The 24206-nt window shown below is 66.2% G+C and carries 16 protein-coding genes; 6 read left to right on the top strand and 10 right to left on the bottom strand.

What is annotated here, in order from left to right:
• Nucleotides 1–39 precede the first annotated feature (39 nt).
• The gene (locus OKW45_RS27815) at nucleotides 40–1092 is read right to left on the bottom strand and encodes a glycosyltransferase family 2 protein (RefSeq protein WP_429472315.1); all 1053 of its coding nucleotides are present in this window, start codon (nucleotides 1090–1092) and stop codon (nucleotides 40–42) included.
• A 177-nt stretch (nucleotides 1093–1269) separates the two neighbouring features.
• Entirely contained in the window at nucleotides 1270–3063 is a 1794-nt protein-coding gene (msbA, locus tag OKW45_RS27820; protein ID WP_026225686.1) for a lipid A export permease/ATP-binding protein MsbA, read from the bottom strand.
• A 241-nt stretch (nucleotides 3064–3304) separates the two neighbouring features.
• Between msbA and OKW45_RS27825 the strand changes: the two genes are divergently transcribed.
• Nucleotides 3305–4066, top strand: a complete 762-nt coding sequence (locus OKW45_RS27825; RefSeq protein WP_429472317.1) for a glycosyltransferase family 2 protein — start codon at nucleotides 3305–3307, stop codon at nucleotides 4064–4066.
• 48 nt (nucleotides 4067–4114) lie between these two features.
• Here the strand turns inward: OKW45_RS27825 and dnaE are convergent, their stop codons facing one another.
• Nucleotides 4115–7681, bottom strand: a complete 3567-nt coding sequence (dnaE, locus tag OKW45_RS27830; RefSeq protein WP_026225685.1) for a DNA polymerase III subunit alpha — start codon at nucleotides 7679–7681, stop codon at nucleotides 4115–4117.
• A 303-nt stretch (nucleotides 7682–7984) separates the two neighbouring features.
• Here dnaE and OKW45_RS27835 point away from each other — a divergent pair, with 303 nt between their 5' ends.
• A complete protein-coding gene (locus tag OKW45_RS27835) occupies nucleotides 7985–8848 on the top strand; it encodes a sulfurtransferase (RefSeq protein ID WP_429472319.1) in 864 nt (287 codons plus the stop codon).
• A 52-nt stretch (nucleotides 8849–8900) separates the two neighbouring features.
• Nucleotides 8901–9791 carry a tRNA glutamyl-Q(34) synthetase GluQRS gene (gluQRS, locus tag OKW45_RS27840; protein ID WP_018419906.1) on the top strand — a complete coding sequence of 297 codons (891 nt, stop codon included), beginning with the start codon at nucleotides 8901–8903 and terminating at the stop codon, nucleotides 9789–9791.
• 107 nt (nucleotides 9792–9898) lie between these two features.
• On the opposite strand, the gene OKW45_RS27845 is transcribed toward gluQRS, so the two are convergent.
• The 6 genes from OKW45_RS27845 to purT form a co-directional block, all read right to left on the bottom strand.
• A complete protein-coding gene (locus OKW45_RS27845) occupies nucleotides 9899–11365 on the bottom strand; it encodes a DEAD/DEAH box helicase (RefSeq protein WP_429472321.1) in 1467 nt (488 codons plus the stop codon).
• A gap of 390 nt (nucleotides 11366–11755) precedes the next feature.
• A complete protein-coding gene (locus OKW45_RS27850) occupies nucleotides 11756–13192 on the bottom strand; it encodes an aldehyde dehydrogenase family protein (protein WP_018419904.1) in 1437 nt (478 codons plus the stop codon).
• A gap of 32 nt (nucleotides 13193–13224) precedes the next feature.
• Nucleotides 13225–14877, bottom strand: a complete 1653-nt coding sequence (locus tag OKW45_RS27855; RefSeq protein ID WP_184009636.1) for an acetolactate synthase large subunit — start codon at nucleotides 14875–14877, stop codon at nucleotides 13225–13227.
• Nucleotides 14878–15142: 265 nt separating this feature from the next.
• A complete protein-coding gene (locus tag OKW45_RS27860) occupies nucleotides 15143–15526 on the bottom strand; it encodes an MliC family protein (protein WP_429472324.1) in 384 nt (127 codons plus the stop codon).
• A gap of 116 nt (nucleotides 15527–15642) precedes the next feature.
• Nucleotides 15643–15855 carry a DUF6726 family protein gene (locus OKW45_RS27865; RefSeq protein WP_429472326.1) on the bottom strand — a complete coding sequence of 71 codons (213 nt, stop codon included), beginning with the start codon at nucleotides 15853–15855 and terminating at the stop codon, nucleotides 15643–15645.
• Nucleotides 15856–15957: 102 nt separating this feature from the next.
• Nucleotides 15958–17172: a formate-dependent phosphoribosylglycinamide formyltransferase gene (gene purT / locus OKW45_RS27870; protein ID WP_429472328.1), complete on the bottom strand. Its 1215-nt coding sequence runs from the start codon at nucleotides 17170–17172 to the stop codon at nucleotides 15958–15960.
• Between the two features lie 247 nt (nucleotides 17173–17419).
• Here purT and OKW45_RS27875 point away from each other — a divergent pair, with 247 nt between their 5' ends.
• Both OKW45_RS27875 and OKW45_RS27880 read left to right on the top strand, forming a co-directional pair.
• Entirely contained in the window at nucleotides 17420–17956 is a 537-nt protein-coding gene (locus tag OKW45_RS27875; protein WP_429472330.1) for an META domain-containing protein, read from the top strand.
• A gap of 112 nt (nucleotides 17957–18068) precedes the next feature.
• Entirely contained in the window at nucleotides 18069–22133 is a 4065-nt protein-coding gene (locus OKW45_RS27880; RefSeq protein ID WP_429472332.1) for an FtsK/SpoIIIE family DNA translocase, read from the top strand.
• A gap of 104 nt (nucleotides 22134–22237) precedes the next feature.
• Here the strand turns inward: OKW45_RS27880 and OKW45_RS27885 are convergent, their stop codons facing one another.
• Nucleotides 22238–23629 carry a lactonase family protein gene (locus tag OKW45_RS27885; RefSeq protein WP_429472334.1) on the bottom strand — a complete coding sequence of 464 codons (1392 nt, stop codon included), beginning with the start codon at nucleotides 23627–23629 and terminating at the stop codon, nucleotides 22238–22240.
• 267 nt (nucleotides 23630–23896) lie between these two features.
• Between OKW45_RS27885 and OKW45_RS27890 the strand changes: the two genes are divergently transcribed.
• On the top strand, nucleotides 23897–24049 hold the full coding sequence (locus tag OKW45_RS27890) for a DUF3096 domain-containing protein (RefSeq protein WP_013088853.1): 153 nt from the start codon (nucleotides 23897–23899) through the stop codon (nucleotides 24047–24049).
• The last annotated feature ends 157 nt before the right edge of the window (nucleotides 24050–24206 follow it).

A 24206-nucleotide genomic window follows, 5' to 3' on the forward strand; every position in this document is an offset into this window, starting at 1 on the left:
GACGATAGGGTCTCGCGGTGCCTGGCGACGCCACATGGGTCACGAAAGTCCGCGCGACGCACCCCGCCGCTGCCGCAAGCGCCGCGCGAGACTCGGCCTTCGCACCTCGACGCCGAAGCTCAGCACGCTCGCGCGCAAGCGCCGCAGCATCTTCACCGAGCGCACGAAGGTCTCGCCGGTGTGGCTGATCATCACGAACTCGAATGCGCCCCGCCAGCTCGCGACACCGCGCGAAAAGGCATACATGTCGTGACGCGCATCGACGGGCAGCTCGGCGCCGAAGCGTCGCACGAACACCCGCACCTGATCCGCGATGGCTTCGATCTGCCGCCGCCGACTCGCGCCGCGCCGTCGTGCCGCCCCGGCGCCGCATTCGTCGCGCGCCGCGCCGCGCTCGTTGGTCGCGCTCGCGCCTACCGCGTTGCCGTCATGCTGCCGATACTTCAGATGCGGCGCCGCGACGTGGCGAATCTCGCCGAACGACGCGACCACCATCGCGAGCCACCAATCGTGCATCACGATGCCGGGCGGGAACGGCAGCGCGCGTTCGAGCGTCGCGCGATTGACGAGCATCGCGCAGCCGGGCACATGGTTGCTCAGCAGAAAATCGCGCAGTCGCGTCGCGCAGCGCGACTTCGCGGTGATATCGAACAGCGAGCGCGACAAACAGCACAGCGTCGAGTCGACGAGCTCGATGTCGCAGAACGCGAGCGCCGGCGTCGCGGCGCCGCCCCCCGCGCTTTCCACGCGGCGCAGCTCGCGCATCAGATCGGTGACTTTCTCGGGCGCCCAGACGTCGTCCTGGTCGGCGAGCGCGAGGTAGTCGCCGCGGCAGCCGGCGAGCGCGCGCTCGAAATTGCCGACGATGCCGGCCCGCGTACCATCGCCGACGAGCCGCACCGGCACGCGTCCCGTATAGGACGCGAGCAGTTCGCGGGTGCCGTCGCTGGAGGCGTCGTCGGATACCACGACTTCGAGATAGGGCCAGCTCTGCGCTTCGAGCGAAGCCAGCAGCTCGGGCAGATAAGTGCGGCCGTTGTATGTTGCGAGCGCGATGGAGACGAGCGGCTTGCTCGGATCTTCGTGAGACATGGGCAGTCGATTTCCGCGAGGCGGGCCGTGATTGCCCGCCAGCATGCGATTAGCGCCAAAAAAACGCAATAAATTGAAACTTAAACACAACACCGGCGCAGAAAATGGGCTGGATAGGCGAATCAGCGGCGGGGGCCGCGGCACAGCGCGCGCGCCCGCCGTTCGCAATGTGCCGGATCAAACCGGGCTTTGCTGGAACTGGATGCGATGCAGATGCGCGTACAAGCCGTCGTGCTCGAGCAGCTCGCGATGGCTGCCGCGCTCGACGATCCGCCCCGCTTCCATCACCAGGATGCGGTCGGCGCGCTCGATCGTCGACAGCCGGTGCGCGATCACGAGCGTGGTGCGGCCTTTCATCAGCGTTTCGAGCGCCGCCTGCACGTGGCGCTCGGACTCGGAATCGAGCGCCGACGTCGCTTCGTCGAGAATCAGGATCGGCGCGTCCTTGTAGATCGCGCGCGCGATCGCGAGACGCTGGCGTTGCCCGCCCGAGAGCATCATGCCGTTGTCGCCGACGAGCGTCTCGATGCCCTGCGGCATTGCCTGCACGGTGTCCCACAGGTTCGCCGCGCGCAACGCCGCCTTGACCTTCTCCGCATCGACCTCCTGACCGTACGCAACGTTGTGCGCGATGGTGTCGTTGAACAGCACGACGTCCTGGCTCACCATCGCGATCTGGCTGCGCAGCGCGTGCAGGTCGTACTCGGGCAGCGCGACGCCGTCGACCAGAATCGCGCCGCCGGTCGGATCGAAGAAGCGCGGCAAGAGGTTCACGAGCGTGGTCTTGCCGCTGCCCGACGGACCCGCGAGCGCGACCATCTCGCCAGGCGCCACCTTGAACGACACCTTGTCGAGCGTGTGACGGTTTTGCGTGGAGTTCGTGCCGTAGGTGAACGACGCGTCGCGGAACTCCACCTCGCCGCGCGCGCGAGCGAGCGGCTTGCCGCCGCCTTTTGGCTCGGCGGGCTCGTCGATCAGGCCGAAGATCAGCTCGGCCGCGGTCATGCCGCGCTGCAACGGCTGGTTCACGTCCATCAGATGCTTGAGCGGCGAGATGATCAGGAGCATCGACGTGACGAACGCGACGAAGCCGCCGACCGTCGTCTGATCCGACGACGACTGCACCACCGCGATCGTGATCACGACCGCGAGCGCGATCGACGCGAGGAACTGAGTCAACGGCTGCGCGAGGCCACCGGAGACCGTCATGCGCATCGCGTAGCCGCGCAGGCGCCGGCTCATTTCGGTGAAGCGGTCCGTCTCGTACTGCTCGCCGTTGTGCACCTTGACGACCTTGTAGCCGCCCACCGTTTCTTCGACGATGTACGACAGCTCGTTGGTGAGCAGCTGATGCTCGCGGTTCAGTCGCCGCAGCCGGCGGTTGATCTTGCCGACCAGCCAGCCGATGCCCGGCAGCAGCACCGCGACGATCAACGTCAGGCGCCAGTTCAGATAGAACAGATAGCCGAGCAGGAAGACTACCGTCAGCGAGTCGCGCACGAGCGTGACCATCACGCTCAGCAGCACGTTCAGGATCTGGTTGACCTCGAAGACGATCGCGTTGATCACCGTGCTTGCGGTTTCGCGCTGGAAGAACGCCACGCTCGTGTGGATCATGCGGTCGAACATCTTCAAACGCAGCTCGAGCAGGATCTTGTTCGACACGTACGCGAGCAGATAGCCGGACGCGTACTGCGACACGCCGCGAATCAGCGCGAGGCCGATCACCGCGACCGGCACGAGCCACTTGGTCTTGTCGACTGCGTGCGAGCCGAAGCCCTTGTCGAGCAGCGGCTTGAGCAGCGCGGGAATGGCGGCGTCGGTGCCGGCGCTCACCGCCATCGCGATGATCGCGCCGACCACGACCCACAGCAGCGGCTTGATGAAAGGCCACAGGCGCCGCAGGACGACGGCCGGCGACGACGCATCGCCTGAACCCATGGGTTTGCTTAACGTTGGCTTTGCGCTCAAGGAATCCTCTGGAAATGCGGAACAGCGAGCACGCGGCGCATAATTGGGCGGCCGCGTGAAATATCAAAAAAGAGCATTGTAATCGGTTGCAGATGACGGCCGGCGCTCGACGCGCGACGGCATGCGCGCAACACCTGGCGGATCGGCGCCGTGGTGTGGGGCCGGATGAGATGTGTATACTCGCTGCTCGATTGCCGGGTCGCGACCCGCTCCGTCACTTCGTCCTCCACGCAACTCAGGTATGCAAGAAACCACTCTTGGCGTTGCCATCATCACCCGGAACGCCGCGGCGCGGCTGGCCGAATGCCTGCAGGCCGTGGCTTTTGCCGACCAGATCGTCGTGATCGACGGTGGTAGCACCGACGGCACCGCCGACATCGCTCGCGCGCACGGCGCTCGTGTCATCGAACAGACGGACTGGCCGGGCTTCGGCCCGCAAAAGAACCGCGCGGTCGATGTCCTGACGACAAGCTGGATCCTGTCGCTCGACGCCGACGAAATCGTCACGCCGGAACTTGCCGCATCGATTCGCGCGACGCTCGCCGCGCCCGCCGCCGACGTCTATGCGGTGGATCGTCTGTCGAGTTTCTGCGGTCACTGGGTCCATCACAGCGGCTGGTATCCGGACTGGATTCCGCGCCTCTTCAAACGCGGCACTGCGCGCTTCTCCGACGACCTCGTGCACGAGCGCCTCGTGTTCGACACGCCCGCGCAACGCCTGACCGGCAAGCTGATGCACTACTCGTACGAGGACTACGAGGGCGTGCTGCGCAAGCTCGACGCGTATTCGACGGCCGGCGCGCGGCAGCGTTACGAGGCCGGGCAGAAAGGCGGCATTCGCCTCGCGCTCGGGCGCGGCCTGTGGGCGTTCGTGCGGACTTATCTGCTGCGGCGCGGTTTTCTGGATGGCCGCGCCGGGCTGATGATCGCGCTGTTCAATGCGGAGACGGTGTACTACCGGTTTCTGAAGCTGGCGCGCCTGGAAAAAACGAGCGGGCGCTAAGGCCAGCCGATACACGCGGCACCGGCCCATCCACACCGCGGACCTCGCTCAATACACGATTTCGATCGAGCTTCCCGCAAACTCGCCGCGCAGCGCGGCGAGCAGTTCATCGGTCGGCTTCACGCGCCACGCGTCGCCCAGACGCATTTCGCCTTGCGCATGCTCGCTGCGATAAACAACCTGCACCGCGAGCCCGTTCGGAATCTGCACAGCTTGACGCTGACGGCCGCCGTCGCCGCCGAAGCCGCCACGCCCACCGCCATTGCCGCGCGGCGCGGCCGCCGGCGTGGCTGTGGCGGACGGCTCGTCCTTGCCGGCGGTGTGCGCTTCGAGCACTCGGCGCAATGCCTGCGCGTCCGCGTTGCCGTTCATCTGCACCTTCAGCGAGTCCGCGTAACGGCAGCGCGCGCGGCCGAGATCCATCACCGTTTCGACCGTGAAGCGGATGCCGCCCGTGAACGCGTCGTTGCGCGCCTGGCCCTGCACGACCAGCAGCTCGTCTTCCTTGAACAACTGCTTGTGCTCTTCGAAGACCTCGTTGAACACCGTCACTTCGCACTGGCCGGTGCCGTCGTCGAGCAGCGCGATCAGCATCTTGCCGCGCTGGGTCATCTGCGTGCGCAGCGACACGATCACACCCGCGACCAGCTTGTCGCGCCCTTCCTTCAGTTCGCCGATCTTCTGGCGCACGAAGCGACGCACTTCGTCCTTGTATGCATCGAACAGATGGCCGGACAGGTAGAAACCGAGCGCGGCCTTCTCTTCCTGCAGCTTGCGCTTTTCCGGCCACTCCGGTTCGTCGACGAGTTCGTGGCCTTGCGACGGCGCGTCGCCCATGTCGAACAGGCCGGCCTGCAGCGCATTCGCCGCCGCCTGCTCGGCCGCTTCCATCGCGAGCGACACCGACGCGATCAGCTGCGCGCGGTTCGGATGCAGCGTGTCGAACGCGCCGGCGCGAATCAGCGCCTCGATCGTGCGACGATTGACGATGCGCCGATCGACGCGGTTGCAGAAATCGAAGATGTCGATGAAGCGGCCTTCCTCGCGCGCGCGCAGGATTTCTTCGATCGCGTTCTGGCCGCTGCCCTTGATCGCGCCGAGACCGTAGCGGATCGTGCGCGAGCGCTTGCCGTCGGCTTCGGCGACCGGCTCGAAGCGATACGCGGACAGGTTCACGTCCGGCGGCAGCACGGCCATCTTGTTCGCGAGGCAGTCTTCGAACAGGATCTTGACCTTGTCCGTGTCGTCCATCGCGAGCGACATGTTGGCCGCCATGAATTCGGCCGGATGGTGCGCCTTCAGCCACGCGGTGTAGTACGCAAGCAGCGCGTAGGCGGCCGCGTGCGACTTGTTGAAGCCGTAGCCCGCGAACTTCTCCATCAGGTCGAAGATTTCGTCGGACTTCTCGCGCGTGAGGCCGTTGGTGGCCGCGCCTTCCGCGAAAATTTCGCGGTGCTTGGCCATTTCCTCGGGCTTTTTCTTACCCATCGCGCGACGCAGCAGGTCGGCGCCGCCCAGCGAGTAGCCGCCGATGATCTGCGCCATCTGCATCACCTGCTCCTGGTAGACCATGATGCCGTAGGTCTCTTTCAGAACAGGTTCGACGCGCGGGTCCGGATATTCCACCACCTCGCGGCCATGCTTACGCGCACAGAAGCTCGGGATCAGGTCCATCGGACCCGGGCGGTACAGCGCGACGAGCGCGATGATGTCCTCGAAGCGGTCGGGCTGCGCGTCCTTCAGCATGCCCTGCATGCCGCGGCTTTCCAGCTGGAACACGGCGACCGTATTCGCTTTCTTCAGGATCGAGAACGACGCCGGGTCGTCGAGCGGCACCTGGGCGAGCGACCAGTCCTGCTTCGACGGATCGAGGCGGCGAATGTAGCGCTCGGCCCAATCCAGAATGGTCAGCGTGGTCAGGCCCAGAAAGTCGAACTTCACGAGGCCGACCGCTTCGACGTCGTCCTTGTCGTACTGGCTGACGACGCCGCTTTCGTCGCCCTGCGTGTACAAGGGGCAGAAATCGGTCAGCTTGCCCGGCGCGATCAGCACGCCGCCCGCGTGCATGCCGACGTTACGCGTCAAGCCTTCGACGCGCTGCGCGAGTTCGAGCAGCTGATGCACTTCGTCTTCGTTGTCGAAGCGCTCCTGCAACAGCGGCTCTTCCTTCATCGCGTCGGCGATCGTCACGTGCTTGCCCGGCTTGAACGGAATCAACTTCGCGATGCCGTCCGTGAACATGTAGCCGAGATCGAGCACGCGGCCGATGTCGCGCACCGCCGCCTTCGCCGCCATCGTGCCGAACGTCGCGATCTGCGACACCGCGTTCGCCCCGTATTTCTCCTTCACGTACTGGATCACGCGATCGCGGCCGTGCTGGCAGAAGTCGATATCGAAGTCGGGCATCGACACCCGCTCCGGATTCAGGAAACGCTCGAACAGCAGGTTGTAGCGCAGCGGATCGAGATCGGTCACGCCGAGCGCATAGGCGACCAGCGAACCCGCGCCCGAACCCCGGCCCGGCCCGACCGGCACGCCGTTGTTCTTGGCCCAGTTGATGAAGTCCGCGACGATCAGGAAGTAGCCCGGAAAACCCATCTTGATGATCGTGCCGCACTCGAATTCGAGGCGCTGGTAGTACGTCGGGCGTTGCGCGTCGCGCTCGGCCTCGTCCGGATACAACTGTTCGAGCCGCTTTTCCAGGCCCTCTTTCGACAGCTGCACCAGGTAGTCGTCGAGCGACATGCCGTCGGGCGTCGGAAAGAGCGGCAGCTTCGGCTTGCCGAGTTCGAGCGTCAGATTGCAGCGCCTGGCGATCTGCACCGTGTTCGCCAGCGCCGAAGGAATGTCCGCGAACAGCGTGGCCATTTCCTGTTGCGTGCGGAAATACTGCTCGGCCGTGAAGCGCTTCTGACGACGCGGATTCGCGAGAATGTCGCCTTCGGAAATACACACGCGCGCTTCGTGCGCTGTGAAGTCGTCCGGCGTCATGAACTGCATCGGGTGCGTCGCGACGACCGGCAGTTTCAGCGATGCCGCGAGCGCGACCGCCTGCTGCACGTACTGCTCGCCGCCAGGCTGGCCGTAGCGCTGCAGCTCGATATAGAAGCCGCCTGGGAACACCTTCGCCCAATGCTGCGCGTGGCGCTTGGCCGCCTCTTCGTTGCCGGCCGCCAGCGCGAGGCCGATGTCGCCCTGCTGCGCGCCCGACAGCGCGAGCAGCCCTTCGCCCAGACCGGATTCGAGCCAGCCGGCTTCGATTTCCGCGCGGCCGCGATACTGGTTCGTCAGCGAGGCCTTGCTGAGCAATTCGCAGAGGTTCAGGTAACCGCGGCGGTCCTTGACCAGCAGCAGCAGACGGGAAGGCTTGTCGCGGTCGTCGGGATTGGTGATCCAGACGTCGCAGCCGGCAATGGGTTTGATCCCTTTGCCACGCGCTTCCTGGTAGAAACGGACGAGGCCGAACGCGTTGCCGAGGTCGGTAAGCGCGAGCGCGCCCTGACCGTCTTTGGCCGCCGCCGCGACGATGTCGTCGAGACGCACGATGCCGTCGGCAATCGAGAATTCGGAGTGAACGCGGAGATGAACGAAGCGGGGATCTGACATGGGCGACATTGTAACCCCACCCTTCCGCGGTTTTCAGGTCAAAACGGCGCGTTGGCGATCCGGCCAGGACGAGGTCGGAGCGAGCGCTGTTTGCGCTGGCGCAACTCGTTAGCCATTCGGCCAGGTCGGGGAAAATGTCGGGTTGAGGGATAATAGAGGTTTCGCCTCTCTCGACGTGGCCATTTAACCGGCAAACGCGCGGCAAACGCGCGCGAACCCGCGCGTCAAACCCCGGGTCTCATACGGGGCGCAACAGCGGCGGCACATCCCGCCGCCCCTCGCCACGCCGGCCATCTTTACCGCAGAACACACATGAGTATCGTCAATCTCGCCGCGTATCAATTCGCGACCATCGAAGACACCGCCGCCTGGCGCTCGTTCGTCACCGAACGCTGCAATGCGCTCGGCCTGCGCGGCACCATCCTGCTCGCGCCCGAAGGCATCAACCTGTTCATCGCCGGCGCGCGCGAGAACACCGACGCATTCATCGACTACATCCGCCACGACGCGCTGTTCGAAGGCAAGTTCGCGAATCTGCAGTTCAAGGAAAGCCTGTCGGACAAGCAGCCCTTCACGCGCATGCTGGTCAAGCTCAAGCGCGAAATCATCACGATGAAAAAGCCGGCGATCCGCCCCGAGCTCGGCCGCGCACCGTTCGTCGACGCGCCGACGCTGAAGAGCTGGCTCGACCGCGGTCACGACGACGAAGGCCGTCCGGTCGTGATGCTCGACACGCGCAACGCGTTCGAAGTCGACGTCGGCACGTTCGAGAACGCGCTCGACTATCGGATCACGAAGTTCAGCGAATTCCCCGGGGTAATCGAGAGCAACCGTGCCGATCTCGAAGGCAAGACGGTGGTGTCGTTCTGCACGGGCGGCATCCGCTGCGAGAAGGCCGCGATCCATATGAAGGAGGTCGGCATCGAGAACGTGTACCAGCTCGAAGGCGGCATCCTCAAATACTTCGAGGAAGTGGGCGGCGCGCATTATCACGGCGACTGCTTCGTGTTCGACTACCGCACCGCGCTGAATCCGCAACTCGAACCGAGCGCGACCGCGCAATGCTTCGGCTGCCGTGCGGTGGTCACGCCCGAGCAACAGCAATCGCCGATGTACGTCGCGGGCAAGACCTGTCCGGCGTGCCATCCGGACAGCAAGGCCGCGTGCGCCGCGTAATGACAGCCGGGGTGCCCCGCGACGCGGGCGCCTCGCCTGTCGTCCCCAAACCATGACCTATCGCGGACGCTTCGCGCCGTCGCCGACCGGCCCGCTGCATTTCGGCTCGCTGGTCAGCGCGCTCGCGAGCTGGCTCGACGCGCGCGCGCAGCGCGGCGCGTGGCTCGTGCGGGTCGAAGATATCGACGGGCCGCGCACGGTGCCGGGTGCCGCCGAAGACATCCTCGCGACCCTCGAACGCTTCGGCATGCGCGCGGACGAAACGCCGGTCTGGCAAAGCCAGCGCATGGCGCGCTATCAGCACGCGCTGGAGCAGTTGAAATCGACCGGTCTCGTCTATCCGTGCGGCTGCACGCGCAAGGAAATCGCCGATTCGCTGCTGCACGCGCACGCGCGCAACACCACACTTGCCTACCCCGGCACCTGCCGCACCGGTCTGCATGGCAAGCCGGCGCGCGCGTGGCGCCTGCGCGTGCCCGACGGCGAGCCCGCCGTGATCACGTTCGACGACCGCTGGCAGGGTCCGCAGACGCAAAATCTCGCGACCGAGGTCGGCGATTTCGTGCTGCGCCGCGCGGACGATCAGTGGGCATATCAGCTGGCGGTGGTGGTGGACGATGCGGACGCGGGCATCACGCACATCGTGCGCGGCGCGGATCTGATGGATTCGACGGCGCGGCAGATTTATCTGCAGCGTTGTCTGGGTGTGGCAACGCCCGAGTATCTGCATGTGCCGGTCGTCACGAACGAGCACGGCGAGAAACTGAGCAAGCAGAACGGCGCGACCGCGCTCGATAGCGACAAGCCGCTCGAAGCACTAGGCGCGGCGGCACGGCATCTGGGACTGAAGTTGGGAAGCGAGCCGCCCACGACGCTGGAGCAGTTCTACAGCGCCGCGACCGCGGCCTGGGCAAAACGGATGAACATTCGCGCATCCCGATGATGCGCACGCGTGAAGCCTGCTGCGTTTTCCGAGACTTCGAACCGCGCGGCCCCACCATTTTTACGCTCGAGGCGTTGCACCCCGAGCTCTGAACCCGACAGCCCGTCTTACGACGAGGAAGGCGTCTTCCTCGGCATTCCGAAGCCACCGAGCAACGCTGCCAGTTGCCGCTTCGGCGCCGTCTTTTGCGGCCCGGAGTTCGACGCGGCCGTCTCCTCGATCTTGCGCACCGATGCCGGCGACGGCTCGTACGGCTTCAGGAAGAAATCGTCGACCGGTTGCGCGCGATGATGATGCGGACGGTCATACGAACCCGACGCCCCGCCCGTGCGACGGCGGCTGCGCTCGTCGCGCGATTCGCTGCGCTCGCGGCGCGGCGGACGGTCCTCGTGATGATGGCGCACCGGCGCCTCGACGGTCAGGCGCTGCAAGTCGAGCGGACGCTTGATCAGCTTCTCGATGTCGGCCAGTTGCTTGCGCTCGTTCGGGCTGCACAGCGACAGCGCGTCGCCCGATGCGCCCGCGCGGCCCGTGCGGCCGATCCGGTGCACGTAGTCTTCGGCGTTGAACGGCAGGTCGAAGTTGATCACGGTCGGCAGTTCGACGATGTCGAGACCGCGCGCGGCGACATCCGTCGCGACGAGCGCCTCGACTTCGCCGCGCTTGAACGCGTCGAGCGCCTGCATGCGCTCGCTCTGCGAGCGGTCGCCGTGAATCGCGGTCGCGACCACGCCGTCGCGTTCGAGACTGCGCGCGAGCCGGCTCGCGCCGATCTTGCTGTTGCAGAACACGAGCACCTGCTTCAGGCCACGCTCGCGGATCAGCTGCACGACCGCGCCGGTCTTGTCGCCCTCGGCGACTTCATAGACGATCTGCGTGACATTGGTCGCGGTCGAGTTGCTGCGCGCCACTTCGATGGTCTGCGGGTTGCGCAGATACGTCGCGGCGAGCTTCTTGATTTCGCCCGAGAACGTCGCGGAAAAGAGCAGCGTCTGGCGTTCTTTCGGCAGCAGGTTCAGGATGCGCTGCAGGTCGGGCAGGAAGCCCATATCGAGCATGCGGTCGGCTTCGTCAAGCACGAGCATCTGCACCTGGCCCAGGTTCGCGGTTTTCTGCTGCACGTGATCGAGCAGACGGCCCGGCGTCGCGATCAGGATTTCGACGCCGCGGCGCAACTGGTCCGACTGCGGATTCATGTCGACGCCACCGAACACGACCGCGCTGCGCAGCGCCGTGTGCTTCGCGTAGGCCTGCACGTTCGCGGCGACCTGATCGGCGAGTTCGCGGGTCGGCGTGAGGATCAGCGCGCGGACCGGATGGCGCGCCGGCGACGCGCTCGTACTGGCCTGCGGCAGCAGACGCTGGATGATCGGCAGCGAGAAGCTCGCGGTCTTGCCGGTGCCGGTCTGCGCGGCGCCCATCACGTCACGGCCCGCCAGCACGACCGGGATCGCCTGAGCCTGGATCGGCGTGGGCGACGTATAGCCCGATTCCTTGACGGCTTTCAGGATGTCGGGCGCGAGGCCGAATTGATCAAAAGTGTCGGTACTGGGCGTGACGGCGGTGTCGGACATGGTGGCTTTCGCTAAAAATGCGCGTGGCGCGATGCGCGCGGCAGCGGTCGGGACCGCGGAGGGCATCATGATGAAGGCGGAGCCACGTCGTTCCGCGCGAGACCCGTCTGAGTTCGGTTAATGCGGCCGGCTCCGGCTGGCGGAAACAGCCGCCGAAAGCCGAGCATTGTAGCACTTCAGCAAAAACGCTCGTGACGGCTGGCTGACCGGCGGCTCGCGGCCGTTGCTTCGGTCGCAGCGTAGTGCGCACAGACGACAGTGGCGTGACAGCCTGGCGCTTTGCGCGGGCGGCGGGCGGCGGGCGGCGGGCGGCGTTTGTCAGCCGTCCCCGCGCCCGCACTGGCCCCAATTGCGAACGGTCGCCCGCCCCCGCTCACGTCAGATCGCCTCTCACCACGTCTCGCGCATCACCATCAGCCGCAGCTCCGTCATATCCTCGATCGCGTAGCGCACGCCCTCGCGCCCGAGCCCCGAATCCTTGACGCCGCCATACGGCATGTTGTCGACGCGGAACGACGGCACGTCGTTGATCACGACGCCGCCCACTTCGAGCGCGTCCCACGCGCGATGCGCATGCGCGAGCGAATCGGTGAACACGCCGGCCTGCAGGCCGAAGTCGCTGTCGTTGACCTGCGCGAGCGCCGCCTCGAAATCGTCGAAGCGCTCGAGTATCGCAACCGGCCCGAACGCCTCCTTGCGATACAGATCGGTGTCGCGCTTCACGCCTTCCAGCAGCGTCGCCTCGAACATCGCGCCGTCGACCTTGCCGCCCGCGACGATCTGCGCGCCCGCCTGCACCGCCCCTTCCATCCAGCCGGCGAGCCGTTTCGATTCCGATTCGGAGATCATCGGCCCGACGAAGGTCTTTTCGTTCTTCGGATCGCCCATCACGAGCGACTTCGTCTTCGCGATCAGCTTCTCGCGCAGCGCGTCGTATACGCTCGTGTGCGCGAGAATCCGCTGCACGCCGATGCAGCTCTGCCCCGACTGATAGAACGCGCCGAACGCGAGCCGGTCGACCACGTAGTCGAGCTTGCCGCCCTGGTCAGCGTCGACGATCGCCGCCGCGTTGCCGCCCAGCTCCAGAATCACCTTCTTCTTGCCGGCTTTGCGCTTCAACTCCCAGCCGACCGCGGGCGACCCGGTGAACGACAGCAGCTTGAAGCGCTCGTCGGTCGTGAACAGGTCGGCGCCGTCGCGATGCGCGGGCAAAATCGAAAACGCGCCCTTCGGCAGATCGGTTTCCGCGAGAATTTCGCCCATGATCAGCGCACCGACCGGCGTGCGGCTCGCCGGCTTCAGCACGAACGGCACGCCGGCCGCGATCGCCGGCGCGACCTTGTGCGCGGTCAGGTTCAACGGAAAATTGAACGGCGAGATGAACGAGCACGGCCCGATCGGCACGCGCTTCACATAGCCGTGATACCCGTTCGCACGCGGCGAAATCTGCAGATTGACGATCTCGCCGTCGATACGCACGCTCTCTTCCGCGGCGACCTTGAACGTGTCGATCAGACGCGTGACTTCGCCCTTCGAATCGTTGATCGGCTTGCCCGCCTCGATGCACAGCGCGAGCGCGAGTTCGTCGTAGCGCTCGCGAAAGCGCTTCACGCAGTGCTCGAGCACCGCCTGGCGCTTGAACGGCGGGTACGCTCGCATGGCCGGCATCGCATCGACCGCGAGACCGATCGCCTTGTCGATCGCGGCCGCGTCGGCCATGGCGACGCGGGTGGCGACTTCGCCGCTGAATTTGTCGGTGACTTCGAGATCGGTGTTGGCCGCCACAGGTTCGTTGGCGAGGTAGTACGGATAGGTTGTCTGCAACATGTCGCACTCTCCTTGATTCGATGCACGCAAGCTCAAAGCCGCGCGGACAGCCGCTTGATCTCGCGATTGAGCACGCGCTCGTTGTCCGAATAGTCGATCGGCAGGTCGATCACGTGCACGCCCGGCGTCGCGAAGCACTCGCGCAACAGCGGCGCGAACTGCTCGGCCGCCTCGATCCGATGACCCTGCGCGCCATAACTTTGTGCATAGGCGACGAAATCCGGGTTCGCAAGCGTCATGCCGTAGTCCGGGAAGTTCATGTTCTCCTGCTTCCAGCGGATCATGCCGAACGCGTCGTCGCGCAGAATCAGGATCACCAGATCGAGCTTCAGCCGCACCGCCGTTTCGAGCTCCTGCGAATTCATCATGAAGCCGCCGTCGCCGCACACGGCGATCACCTTGCGCTCCGGATGCACGATCTTGCTCGCGATCGCCGACGGCAGCCCCGCGCCCATCGACGCCAGCGCGTTGTCGAGCAGCAGCGAATTCGGCTCGTGCGCGCGGTAGTAGCGCGCGAACCAGATCTTGTACATGCCGTTATCCAGACACACGATGCCGTCGACCGGCGTGGTCTCGTACACGTCGTTGACGATCCGCACCGGGTACATCGGAAAGCGGTCGTCGTGCTGGCCCTTCACCAGGTGCGCCTCGAAGTGCTCCTTGATCTCCTTGAAACGCGTGAAATCCCAATGCTCCTGACGCGTCTTCAGGCTCTCCTTCAGTTGCCACACCGCGTTGGCGATATCGCCGACCACTTCGATCTGCGGGAAATACACCGGATCGACTTCGGCGCCGAGGAAGTTCACGTGGATCACGGTCTTCTCGCCCGCCTCGCCGCTGCGCATGAAAAACGGCGGCTTTTCGATCACGTCGTGACCGACGTTGATGATGCAGTCCGCGTGCTCGATCGCGCGGTGCACGAAGTCGCCGTCGGAGAGCGTCGCGTTGCCGAGCCACATCGGATGCGATTCGTCGATCACGCCCTTGCCCATCTGCGTGGTGAAAAACGGAATGCCGATCTGGTCGACGAACTCGCGCAGCATCTTCGTCGTGGTCTTGCGGTTGCCGCCCGCGCCGATCATCAGCAGCGGATGCTTCGCGGCGGTGATCGCCTCGACCGCGCGCGCGACTGCCTTCTCCTCGGCGACCGGGCGGCGGCTGTAGCTCTTCGGAATCGGCTTGCCATCGCCCTCCTCGTGCGCAACGTCCTCGGGCAATTCGAGGTGCGTGGCGCCCGGGCGCTCCTCCTCGGCGCGGCGCACCGCCTCGCGCACCGTCGCCGGAATATTGCCGATCGACACGATCTGCCGTGTGTACTTGGTGAGCGGCTCCATCATCCGCACGACGTCGACGATCTGGAAGTGCCCCTGCTTGCTCGACTTGATCGGCTTCTGGCCCGTGACCATCAGCATCGGCATCCCGCCTAGCTGCGCGTAGGCGGCCGCGGTCACGAAGTTGGTCGCGCCGGGGCCGAGCGTCGCCAGACATACTCCCGTGCGGCCGGTGAGCCGCCCGTAGGTGGCGGCCATGAAGCCGGCCGCCTGCTCGTGGCGCGTGAGGATCAGACGGATTTTCGAGCGGCGCAGCGACTCGAGCAGATCGAGATTTTCTTCACCGGGGATGCCAAACACATACTCGACACCTTCGGCTTCCAGCGATTTGACGAACAGGTCCGATGCTTTCATTGAGGGTCTCGCTTGATGACTCGGGAAACGGACAATCGAAGACGACAACGACGGCTGCGCGCGAAACACGGCACCGCGCGCGCGGCATGGCAAACGGCATGGCGAACGCCATGCCGGACAGCTTACTACTCGAACGGAAACGATGCGCGCGAGCGGACGAGGCCGCGCGGGGGGACAGGAAGCCAGGCGCGAGAAGAAGCAGGCGGCGGTAGGGATGAAGCCGCCGCATGAGGTGGATGTGTCCGCCGATCAGCAAATCAGCAAATCAGCGAATCACGGTCACGCAGTCGGAGAGAATCGGCGGCGCGTTCTCGCCGCTCGTCAGGTCGTACAGGTTGGCGCGCGGACCCTTGGTCCACCACGTATAGCTGCCAGCCCGGTACTTCGCACCGGACGCCGAGATCGTGTTGACGAACAGCATCGACGTGCCTTTCACCGGCAGCACGGCGAAGCTCTGGCCGTTCCGCGCGTTCCAGTATGTGACTTGCAGGATCTTGCCGGTCGCGCAGGTGTATTTGCGCGTCTGGTGGTTCTTGCCCTCGAAGTGCTTGAACTGCAACGGCGCGGCCGATGCGCCGCCGGAAGATGCCGCCAGCCAGGCCACCGTCGATGCTGCCGCCGTGAGGATTGCAACACGCCATGTCTTCATCGAACACCTCGATTGTTGCGGGGGGTCAGGCAGGGAGGGCAACACCGGCCGCGACGCCGAGTCACGGCCGAGTCACAGGCCGCTCATGGGCGATTCACGGACAGCTCAACGACGCTTCAAGGATCGATCACGTCGGCACACGCATCGGTCGGCGCAGCGGCGACGTGGCCGACCACCGGCACGATCTTCAGTCCCGCCGAAGCGATCCGGCACGGCGCGGCCGCGAGCCCGCAGCCGCTGATGCCGGCGCACAGCGCGAACGCCACGGCGAGAGTGCCGACCCGGCGAAGCGCGCCGCGCCATGGATTGCTGCGCGATTCAAGCGCCATACGATCCTCTGATCTCTTTGCTTCGATAAGCCGGAAACAAATGCCGCGGGCTCTTTCGTGTGCGTCCCGCACACTTTTGCGCCACGCGTCGCCGCCTGCCCGCTACTTCGCCGACACCGGCCGCACCGCGGCCGCCGCCTGGCTGGCACGCGAGCGCGCTTGCCCGATGTTCTCGCCGGTCGCGAGCGCGACGCCCATGCGACGTTTGACGAAGCTTTCCGGCTTTCCGAACAGGCGCAGATCCGCATTGGGCACCGCAAGTGCGGCCGCGACGCCTTCGAACGCGATGCCGGCCTCGTCGCGACCGCCGTAGATCACCGCCGACGCGCCCGGAGCACGCGGCGACGTATCGACCGGCAGGCCGAGGATCGCGCGCGCATGCAGTTCGAACTCCGAGAAGCGCTGCGAGCACAGCGTGACGAGCCCCGTGTCATGCGGACGCGGGCTGACTTCCGAAAACCATACGTCGTCGCCGCGCACGAAAAGTTCCACGCCAAAGAGGCCTCTGCCGCCGAGCGCCGCCGTCACCTTGTGCGCGATCTCGCGCGAACGCTCGAGCGCGAGCGGGCTCATCGGCTGCGGCTGCCACGATTCGACATAGTCGCCCGCGACCTGCACGTGGCCGATCGGATCGCAGAAATACGTGCCGACCGCGCCGCTCGCCGGGTCGATCGCGCGCACGGTGAGCTGCGTGATCTCATATTCGAAGTCGATGAAACCCTCGACGATCACGCGCCCGAAATGCACGCGGCCGCCCGCCATCGCGTACTGCCAGGCGGGTTCGACGTCGGCGTCGCCGCGCAGCACCGACTGCCCCTTGCCCGACGACGACATCACCGGCTTCACGACGCACGGATAGCCGACCTTCGCGATGCCCGCGCGCAGCTCTTCGAGCGAATCGGCGAATGCGTACGGCGAGGTCGGGAGACCAAGCTCTTCCGCAGCGAGGCGGCGGATGCCTTCGCGGTTCATCGTCAATTGGGTGGCACGCGCGGTCGGGATCACCTCGGCGAGCGCCTCGGCTTCGATCGCGGCGAGCTCGTCGGTGGCGATCGCCTCGATTTCGGGGACGATCAGATGCGGGCGCTCCTGCTCGACCAGCGCGCGCAGCGCGGCGCGGTCGGTCATGTCGATCACGTGCGCGCGATGCGCGACCTGATGGCCCGGCGCGTTCGGGTAACGGTCGACCGCGATCACTTCGACGCCCAGCCGTTGCAGCGCGATGATCACTTCCTTGCCGAGCTCGCCGGCGCCGAGCAACATCACGCGCGTCGCGGATTCAGAAAGGGGGGTGCCGATCCGTTGGCCGATCTGCATGGGAACTCCAGATAAAAGTCGGGATGAGGGTGGGATTGGATAGACCGCGATGTTAACATGCGGGCCCCTTGCCGCGCGGCGCTCAGGGTGCGCTTTGGGTGCGCTCGCGAGGCCGTGGCAGTCGAGCGGAACCGTGCCGCCGCGTCGACGTTCGCAGCCGCGATCACGTCACCGCGAGCATCGCTCGCGCACGACAAGCTTAGTACGTTACCCTTACGCCTTCGCCAGTTTGAACAGGAACGACGCCATGCTCATCCGCTCCCGCCCGCGACGTCTTGCGCGCTTTACTCCGTGCCTGCGCACCGCCGTCGCCGCGTTGAGCATCGCCGCGCTGCTCGGTGCCTGCGCGATGCCGAAGCATCCGGACGCGTCGGCGGCGCCGCCTGATCCGTTCAATCCCGCCGCCGCGCAACTGCTCGACGACACCAGCTGGGTGCTGAGCTCGTGGAAGAACGCCGACGGCACGGCGCGCGCGGTGCCGTCGGCGGATCAGAAGCCGCTCACGCTGACGTTGTCGACCGAAGGCGGCCGGCGTCACGCGAGCGGCTTTTCCGGCTGCAACCGCTTCATGGGTTCGTACATCCTGAAGGACGGCAAGCTGAGCTTCGGTTCCCTCGCCGGCACACGCATGGCGTGCGTCTCGCCGGGCGGCGACATCGAGAAGCCGTTCCTCGACGCGCTCGAGCGCATCGATCGCACCGGCGTGCAGATGCGAGCGCCGCAACAGATGCAGTTGATCCTCGACAACGGCGACACCCTGATGTTCGATCGCAGCGACAAGTGATGCGAGTCAGCGCCGCGTTCGGGATTCGCGCCGGCCTTCGAAGCCGCGCGCTGCGCCGTTTAAACTCGACGGATTGCGCTTGCGCGCGCTCCGTCATTCGTAGATGTCTGGTATGCACACGGTAGTTTTCGGCTGGTTCGGCGGGTCGGCCGTCTGGTTCATTCCTCTTTTGTGGCGCCTCGTGAAGTCGATGCTGCCGGGCGGCGCGGGTCTGCGCGGCCCCGGCACGATCCGGCTGTGGCTCGGCTTCGTCTGCGTGCTGATCGCGAGTTGCACGCTCGAGGGCTCGCTGATCGGCATCGCCGGCATCAATGGTTTCGGTCATGCGCTCGCCGCGGCGCTTGGACATCTGCTCGGCCATGTCGGCACGCCGCTCGCGGCGCTCGCGCTGCTCGTGATCAGCCTGCCGTGGCTCGTCGACTTCCGCTGGAGCGACGTCGCCGTTTGGGCCGACGGCGCGTTCGGCCTCGGTCTGTCGCGGGGACTCGCGAAGCGCGACGAGGATGCGCGCCGCCACCGCAGCGTCGACGACGGCGCGCCGTCGCATGTGTCGCCCGCTACCAACATGATGGCGCCGCGCAATAGCAAGGGTCGCTACGCGCGGCCGACTGTGTGGCGTCCGCCCGCGAGCGGGCGCGGCGCGGGCTCCGCCGCTGCTGCCGGCAACGCGGCCGCTGGCATCGCGGGTAGCAAGGACGCTTCCGCCCGTGGCGCCGGCGCAAGCTGGCGAGCCGATGCGGCCGCTGACGCGGCGCGCGGGCCGGTCAAGCAGACCGAGCCGGTGTTACGCACGGGGTCGAGCGCGTCGCCGCCCGCGGCAATGTCGACGGCAACGCAGGCGCTGCATGCGGGCAAGGCTGCGGACAGATCCGCCGCACCATTCGTGCCGACCGAGCCGATCGCGCCGGCCGGCTGGCTGCGCACGACGGAGCCGCGCGCGGCGACGGCGGCGGCATCGCTGGGTGCGGCGGGTTCATCGGCCGCATCGGGCATGCCGGCTCGTGATGGCGCTGCGCAGGCCGGGCGGCGCCCGGTCGGAGATCAGCGTGCGGCCGCGTCGTTCGGCTCCAGTGCCGCGTTGGCGGCGACGGCCGCCAACGCGGCCGGCGTGTCGGCGCGAGCGGCACAGGCAATGGCGGGCCGCGCGGCCGCGTCGGGCGCCGGTATAGGCATGGCGGCGGGATCGATGAATGCCGCGGGTCGCGCAAGCCGCCCGTCGTCGCTGCCACGTCCGGACGACGGCAGCGCGCCGCTCAATCGCGGCGCGACCCCGCGTCAACCGTTCCCGGCCGCTTCGCGCGCCAACGGCGTGACCTTGCCGTCGACCGTGCGCCGGCCTACACCGAACTTCACTGGAACGACGACGAACGCGTCGACGGTCGCGCCGCCCGCGAGCGTCGAGGAAACGCTGCGCACCATCGCGGAAAACGCCGCGCGCTGGACCGACATGGCCGGTGTGAGCCTGGCGCGCAGCCGCGGCGCCGATGGCGCGAAGATTGGCGATGCAGAGCGTGCGTCGACGACGTTCGATGTGCCACCGGCGCAGCGGGACGTGCTGCCTGTCGAAAACGGCGAGACGGTTGCGGCGCCGCAGGCGCAGAGCGTGGGGAGTTCGGCGCGGATGGTGTCGCCGGCGCAGTCGCAGCAAGAAGCCGCACCAGTCGAGTTGCCGGCTGGGCGTGCGGTGGCCGAGTCCGAGAGGTCGGTCGAGGGCGGCAACGAAGCGGTTGCGCAATGGCCGACCGAACCGCCCGTCATTCATGCGCCGCTTACGGTTGCGCCGCAGACGACGACTGCAATCGAGTCGGTGACCGAGGTGGCTGCTGCGGCTGTCGAATCCGCGGTTGTCGAACCATCGGCATCCGCTGTGGCTGAGCCTGCCGCCACGGAACCCGCCGCAAGCGCGCCGCAACACGAGCCGCCGACGGCGACGCCATTCGAGCGCTTCGCAGCCGGCCTCCGGGACGATGCTTCGCAAGAAGACGCACCGGCGGTCCAAAACGATTCGACGCAGACGGCAACAAACACCAGCGTCCCGGCGTCGCAGAGGGAGGAATCCGCGCGAACCGTCGAACCGGCCACCGCCGACACCGCGACGCCTTTGCAAGCGCTGGCTCCGGCAGCCGAAATCGTCATCGACAAGACGCTCGTGCCTTGGGAGAGCAAGCTCGGCCCCGCCGCGGCTCAACGCGCGGCCGCATCGGCGGACTCGCCGCAGACGGAGGCCGCCGCGCCGTCGAGCGCAAGCATGCCCCCGTGGTCCGGCGCGGCGGTCTCGGAGCTCGCGAGCGAAAGTGCGCAGTCAAGTGTGCCCGCGACGTCGCACGCCCCTGCCCTGCTCGCTGTGAACGAGCCCGCAAACGACTCGCCGTCGTCCACTTCTTCGAGTGCGGCGAACCTCGCTATGCCGGCAACCGCACCGGCCGTCGTCTCGAACGTAGTCCGTTTCCCGGGCTTCGCCGCGCCGGCGACCAGCATCGAGCCTTCGGTCGGCGCAAGCGCAACGCCTGTCGCGAACGCGCCGGCCGTCGAATCGTCGCCCACGCCGTCACCCACTTCGTCGTCTTCACCCGCGCTAACACCGCAACCGCAGGTCCAATCCGCCGATCAACCCACTGCCGAGCCCGCCGCCCGCCCGCCGCTGCCCGGCCACGCGCCGGTCAACGGCTTCGAGTTCCATGCGCCGGCCGCATCGATGGTCGAACTGCCGACGCTCGATCTGCTCGCCCCCGCCGATGCCGACATCGAACCGATCCCGGACGAAAAGCTCCGCGAAACCGGCCAGCTGATCGAGCAGCGCCTGCAGGAATTCAAGGTGCCGGTGACGGTGGTCGGCGCATCGGCGGGTCCGGTCATCACACGCTTCGAAGTCGAACCGGCGCTCGGCGTGCGCGGCAGCCAGATCGTCGGTCTGATGAAGGACCTGTCGCGCGGTCTCGGTCTCACGTCGATCCGCGTGGTCGAAACGATTCCGGGCAAGACCTGCATGGGCCTCGAACTGCCGAACGCGAAGCGCCAAACGATCCGCCTCTCGGAAATTCTCGAGGCGAGCGTCTACCAGAACTCGCACTCGCAACTCACGCTTGCGATGGGCAAGGACATCACCGGCCATCCAGTCATCGCCGATCTCGCGAAGGCGCCGCACATGCTGGTGGCCGGCACGACCGGCTCGGGCAAATCGGTCGCGATCAACGCGATGATCTGCTCGCTGCTGTTCAAGGCGACGCCAGAGGAAGTGCGCCTGATCATGATCGACCCGAAGATGCTCGAACTTTCGGTCTACGAAGGCATTCCGCATCTGCTCGCGCCGGTCGTCACCGACATGAAGCTCGCGGCCAACGCGCTGAACTGGTGCGTCGGCGAAATGGAAAAGCGCTACCGGCTGATGTCGGCCGTCGGTGTGCGCAATCTCGCCGGCTTCAACCAGAAGATCCGCGACACCGAGGCGAAGGGCAAGAAGCTCGGCAACCCGTTCTCGCTGACGCCCGATGCGCCCGAGCCGCTCGCGCCGCTGCCGCTGATCGTCGTCGTGATCGACGAGCTCGCCGACCTGATGATGGTCGCCGGCAAGAAAATCGAAGAGCTGATCGCGCGGCTCGCGCAGAAGGCGCGCGCGGCCGGCATCCACCTGATCCTCGCGACGCAGCGGCCGTCCGTCGACGTCATCACCGGTCTCATCAAGGCGAACATTCCGACGCGCGTCGCGTTCCAGGTATCGTCGAAGATCGACTCGCGCACGATTCTCGACCAGATGGGCGCCGAGTCGCTGCTCGGCCAGGGCGACATGCTGTTTCTGCCGCCGGGCACCGGCTACCCGCAGCGCGTGCACGGCGCGTTCGTCGCCGACGAGGAAGTGCATGCGATCGTCGAATATCTGAAGCAGTTCGGCGAGCCGCAATACGAGGAAGGCATTCTCGACGGCCCGGCTGCCGATGGCGGCGCGGCCCAGGACCTGTTCGGCGAAGCGCCGGATGCGGAAGCCGATCCGCTGTACGACGAAGCGGTCGCATTCGTCGTACGCACGCGGCGCGCGTCGATCTCGTCGGTGCAGCGGCAGTTGCGCATCGGCTATAACCGCGCGGCGCGGCTCGTCGAGCAGATGGAGACGGCCGGCCTCGTGTCGGCGATGAGCATCAACGGCAGCCGCGAAGTGCTGGCGCCGGGACCGGCGGAATGAGCGCACGGTGAATCGCTAACCGGGTCGGCGATGATCCGGAAGAAAAAACGGACAGCCTCACGGTGTGAGCTGTCCGTTTTTCATTTACCCGCGCATGCCGCGCATCACGACGGTGATACCAGCTTGAAGTCGACTGGCGAGCCGAGGTCGAAATGCTGCTTCGGATTCGGATCGAGCAGCCCCGTCTGCGGATCGCGCTTGAACACATAGACCGTGTCGCTCAGCTGATTGCCGACGATCAGCCAGTTGCCGGTCGGATCGATGGTGAACTCGCGCGGCGATTTGCCGAGGCTCGACTGCCGGCCGATCTGCTTCAGGTGTCCAGTGGCGGGATCGACCGAGAAGATCACGATCTCGTTCGCGTCGCCGCGATTGGATGCATACACGAAGCGTCCGTCCGGCGACATATGGATCGCCGCCGCGCCCACCTTCCCCTTGAAGTCAGGCTCGCTCAATGGCAGCGTCTGCACGAGCTTCAGCCTGCCGTCGTGGTAGTCGAACGTGCTGACGGTCGCCGCGAGTTCGCTCGTCAGATATGCGTGCTTGCCGTCCGCGCCAAAGATCAGATGGCGCGGACCCGTGCCGGCCTTCTGCTGCGTGTAGCCCCAGTCCGTCGCGACGAATGGGCCCGCGCCGGCGCTGCTCTGCGGCGCGTAGCGGTACGAGTACAGCTTGTCGGCGCCGAGGTCCTGCGCGAACAGATAGCGGCCGTCAGGCGAGAACACGGTCGAATGCACGTGCGAGTTGTCCTGCCGCCCTTTCACCGGACCGCCGCCCTCGTGATGCACGGTCTGCACCGAGGTGCCGACTTGGCCGTTCGCCTGCAGCGGAAACACCGCGAAACTGCCGCCCGGATCGGGCGCGACCGAATAGTTCGCGGTCAGCAGATACCTGCCGTCCGCCGAGATGCTCAGATAGCACGGATCATTGCCGTCCGACGACACCTTGTTCAGAAACGTCAGCTGCCCGCGCGCGGCATCGAAGCCGAACGCGCTGATGCCGCCGCGCTGCGTGGCCGGGCCGTTGTCACCGGGCAGTTCGTTGACCGAATAGACGAAGCGGCGGTCGCGGCTCACGACCAGAAACGACGGATTGACCGTCTGCGCGACCGACACCTGGGTCGCCGCGCCGGTCTTCGTATCGAAGCGAAAGACGTAGATGCCCTCGCTCCTGCCGCTGGTGTAAGTACCGACCAGCATCGTATAGACGCCGTCCGCGGGGACCGGGCCAGAATCTTGCGCATCCGCGTGCGAAGCAACAATCGAAACCATGAGCGCGAAACCTCTTATTATCGAACGGGCGGCCCGCAACCGCGTTGGCCGCGTTGCGCGCCGGGCGATGCTTTCCGCCGTGCAATCCGCGGCAGATGGAGCGGCGCGGTCAGCGCCAAGCGGACGGGAACCCTGAAAGGCAACACTCGCAAGAGCAGAAGTAAAAACGGAAGTCGGAACTGGGCGTACGGCAATACGCCCGACGGCACGGCGACTGTGAAGCATGAGACCTCCTCGACATCGATTGTCTGGTACGGGCTCGCGTATGAGCCGGGGTACGAGCGGTTGCAACGGTGTCTGGTCTGCCGCGCCGCGAATCGAGCGTCGTTCCACGTTGTTGTTGTCGAAGTCAGTATAAAAGCGTTGGGTCGGATCATGCAGTGAATCCACCGCGGCGGCACGGTCTGCGCCGGCGGCTCTGGTCCCGCGCGGCGGGACGTTTTTCAATCGTTTTCTCAATCGCGCATCACGCGTCTCAACCACGGAGTCTCCATGAACGTCACTCTCAGCCTGGGCCCGCTCGTTTCGCTGATCGCCGGCATCCTGATCCTGATCATGCCGCGCCTGTTGAACTACATCGTCGCGCTTTACCTGATCATCATCGGCATCATCGGGATCTTCGGCGTGGGCTCGTCGCATCTGTGAGCGGCAGGCGCCGCGACGCCGGGCGTGAGATTTGCGTCCGGTATCGAGGTGGTTTCGCACGAAGGGAAGGTTCGCTGGGTGCCAGTGCCACTCGCCCGTGTGAGAGCGCGGCAAATGTCACGCCGTGACATATGCGGGAAGCGGGCATCGCGCGCAA

The organism is Paraburkholderia lebeckiae (genome assembly GCF_050436225.1).
Taxonomy (GTDB): Bacteria; Pseudomonadota; Gammaproteobacteria; order Burkholderiales; family Burkholderiaceae; genus Paraburkholderia; species Paraburkholderia tuberum.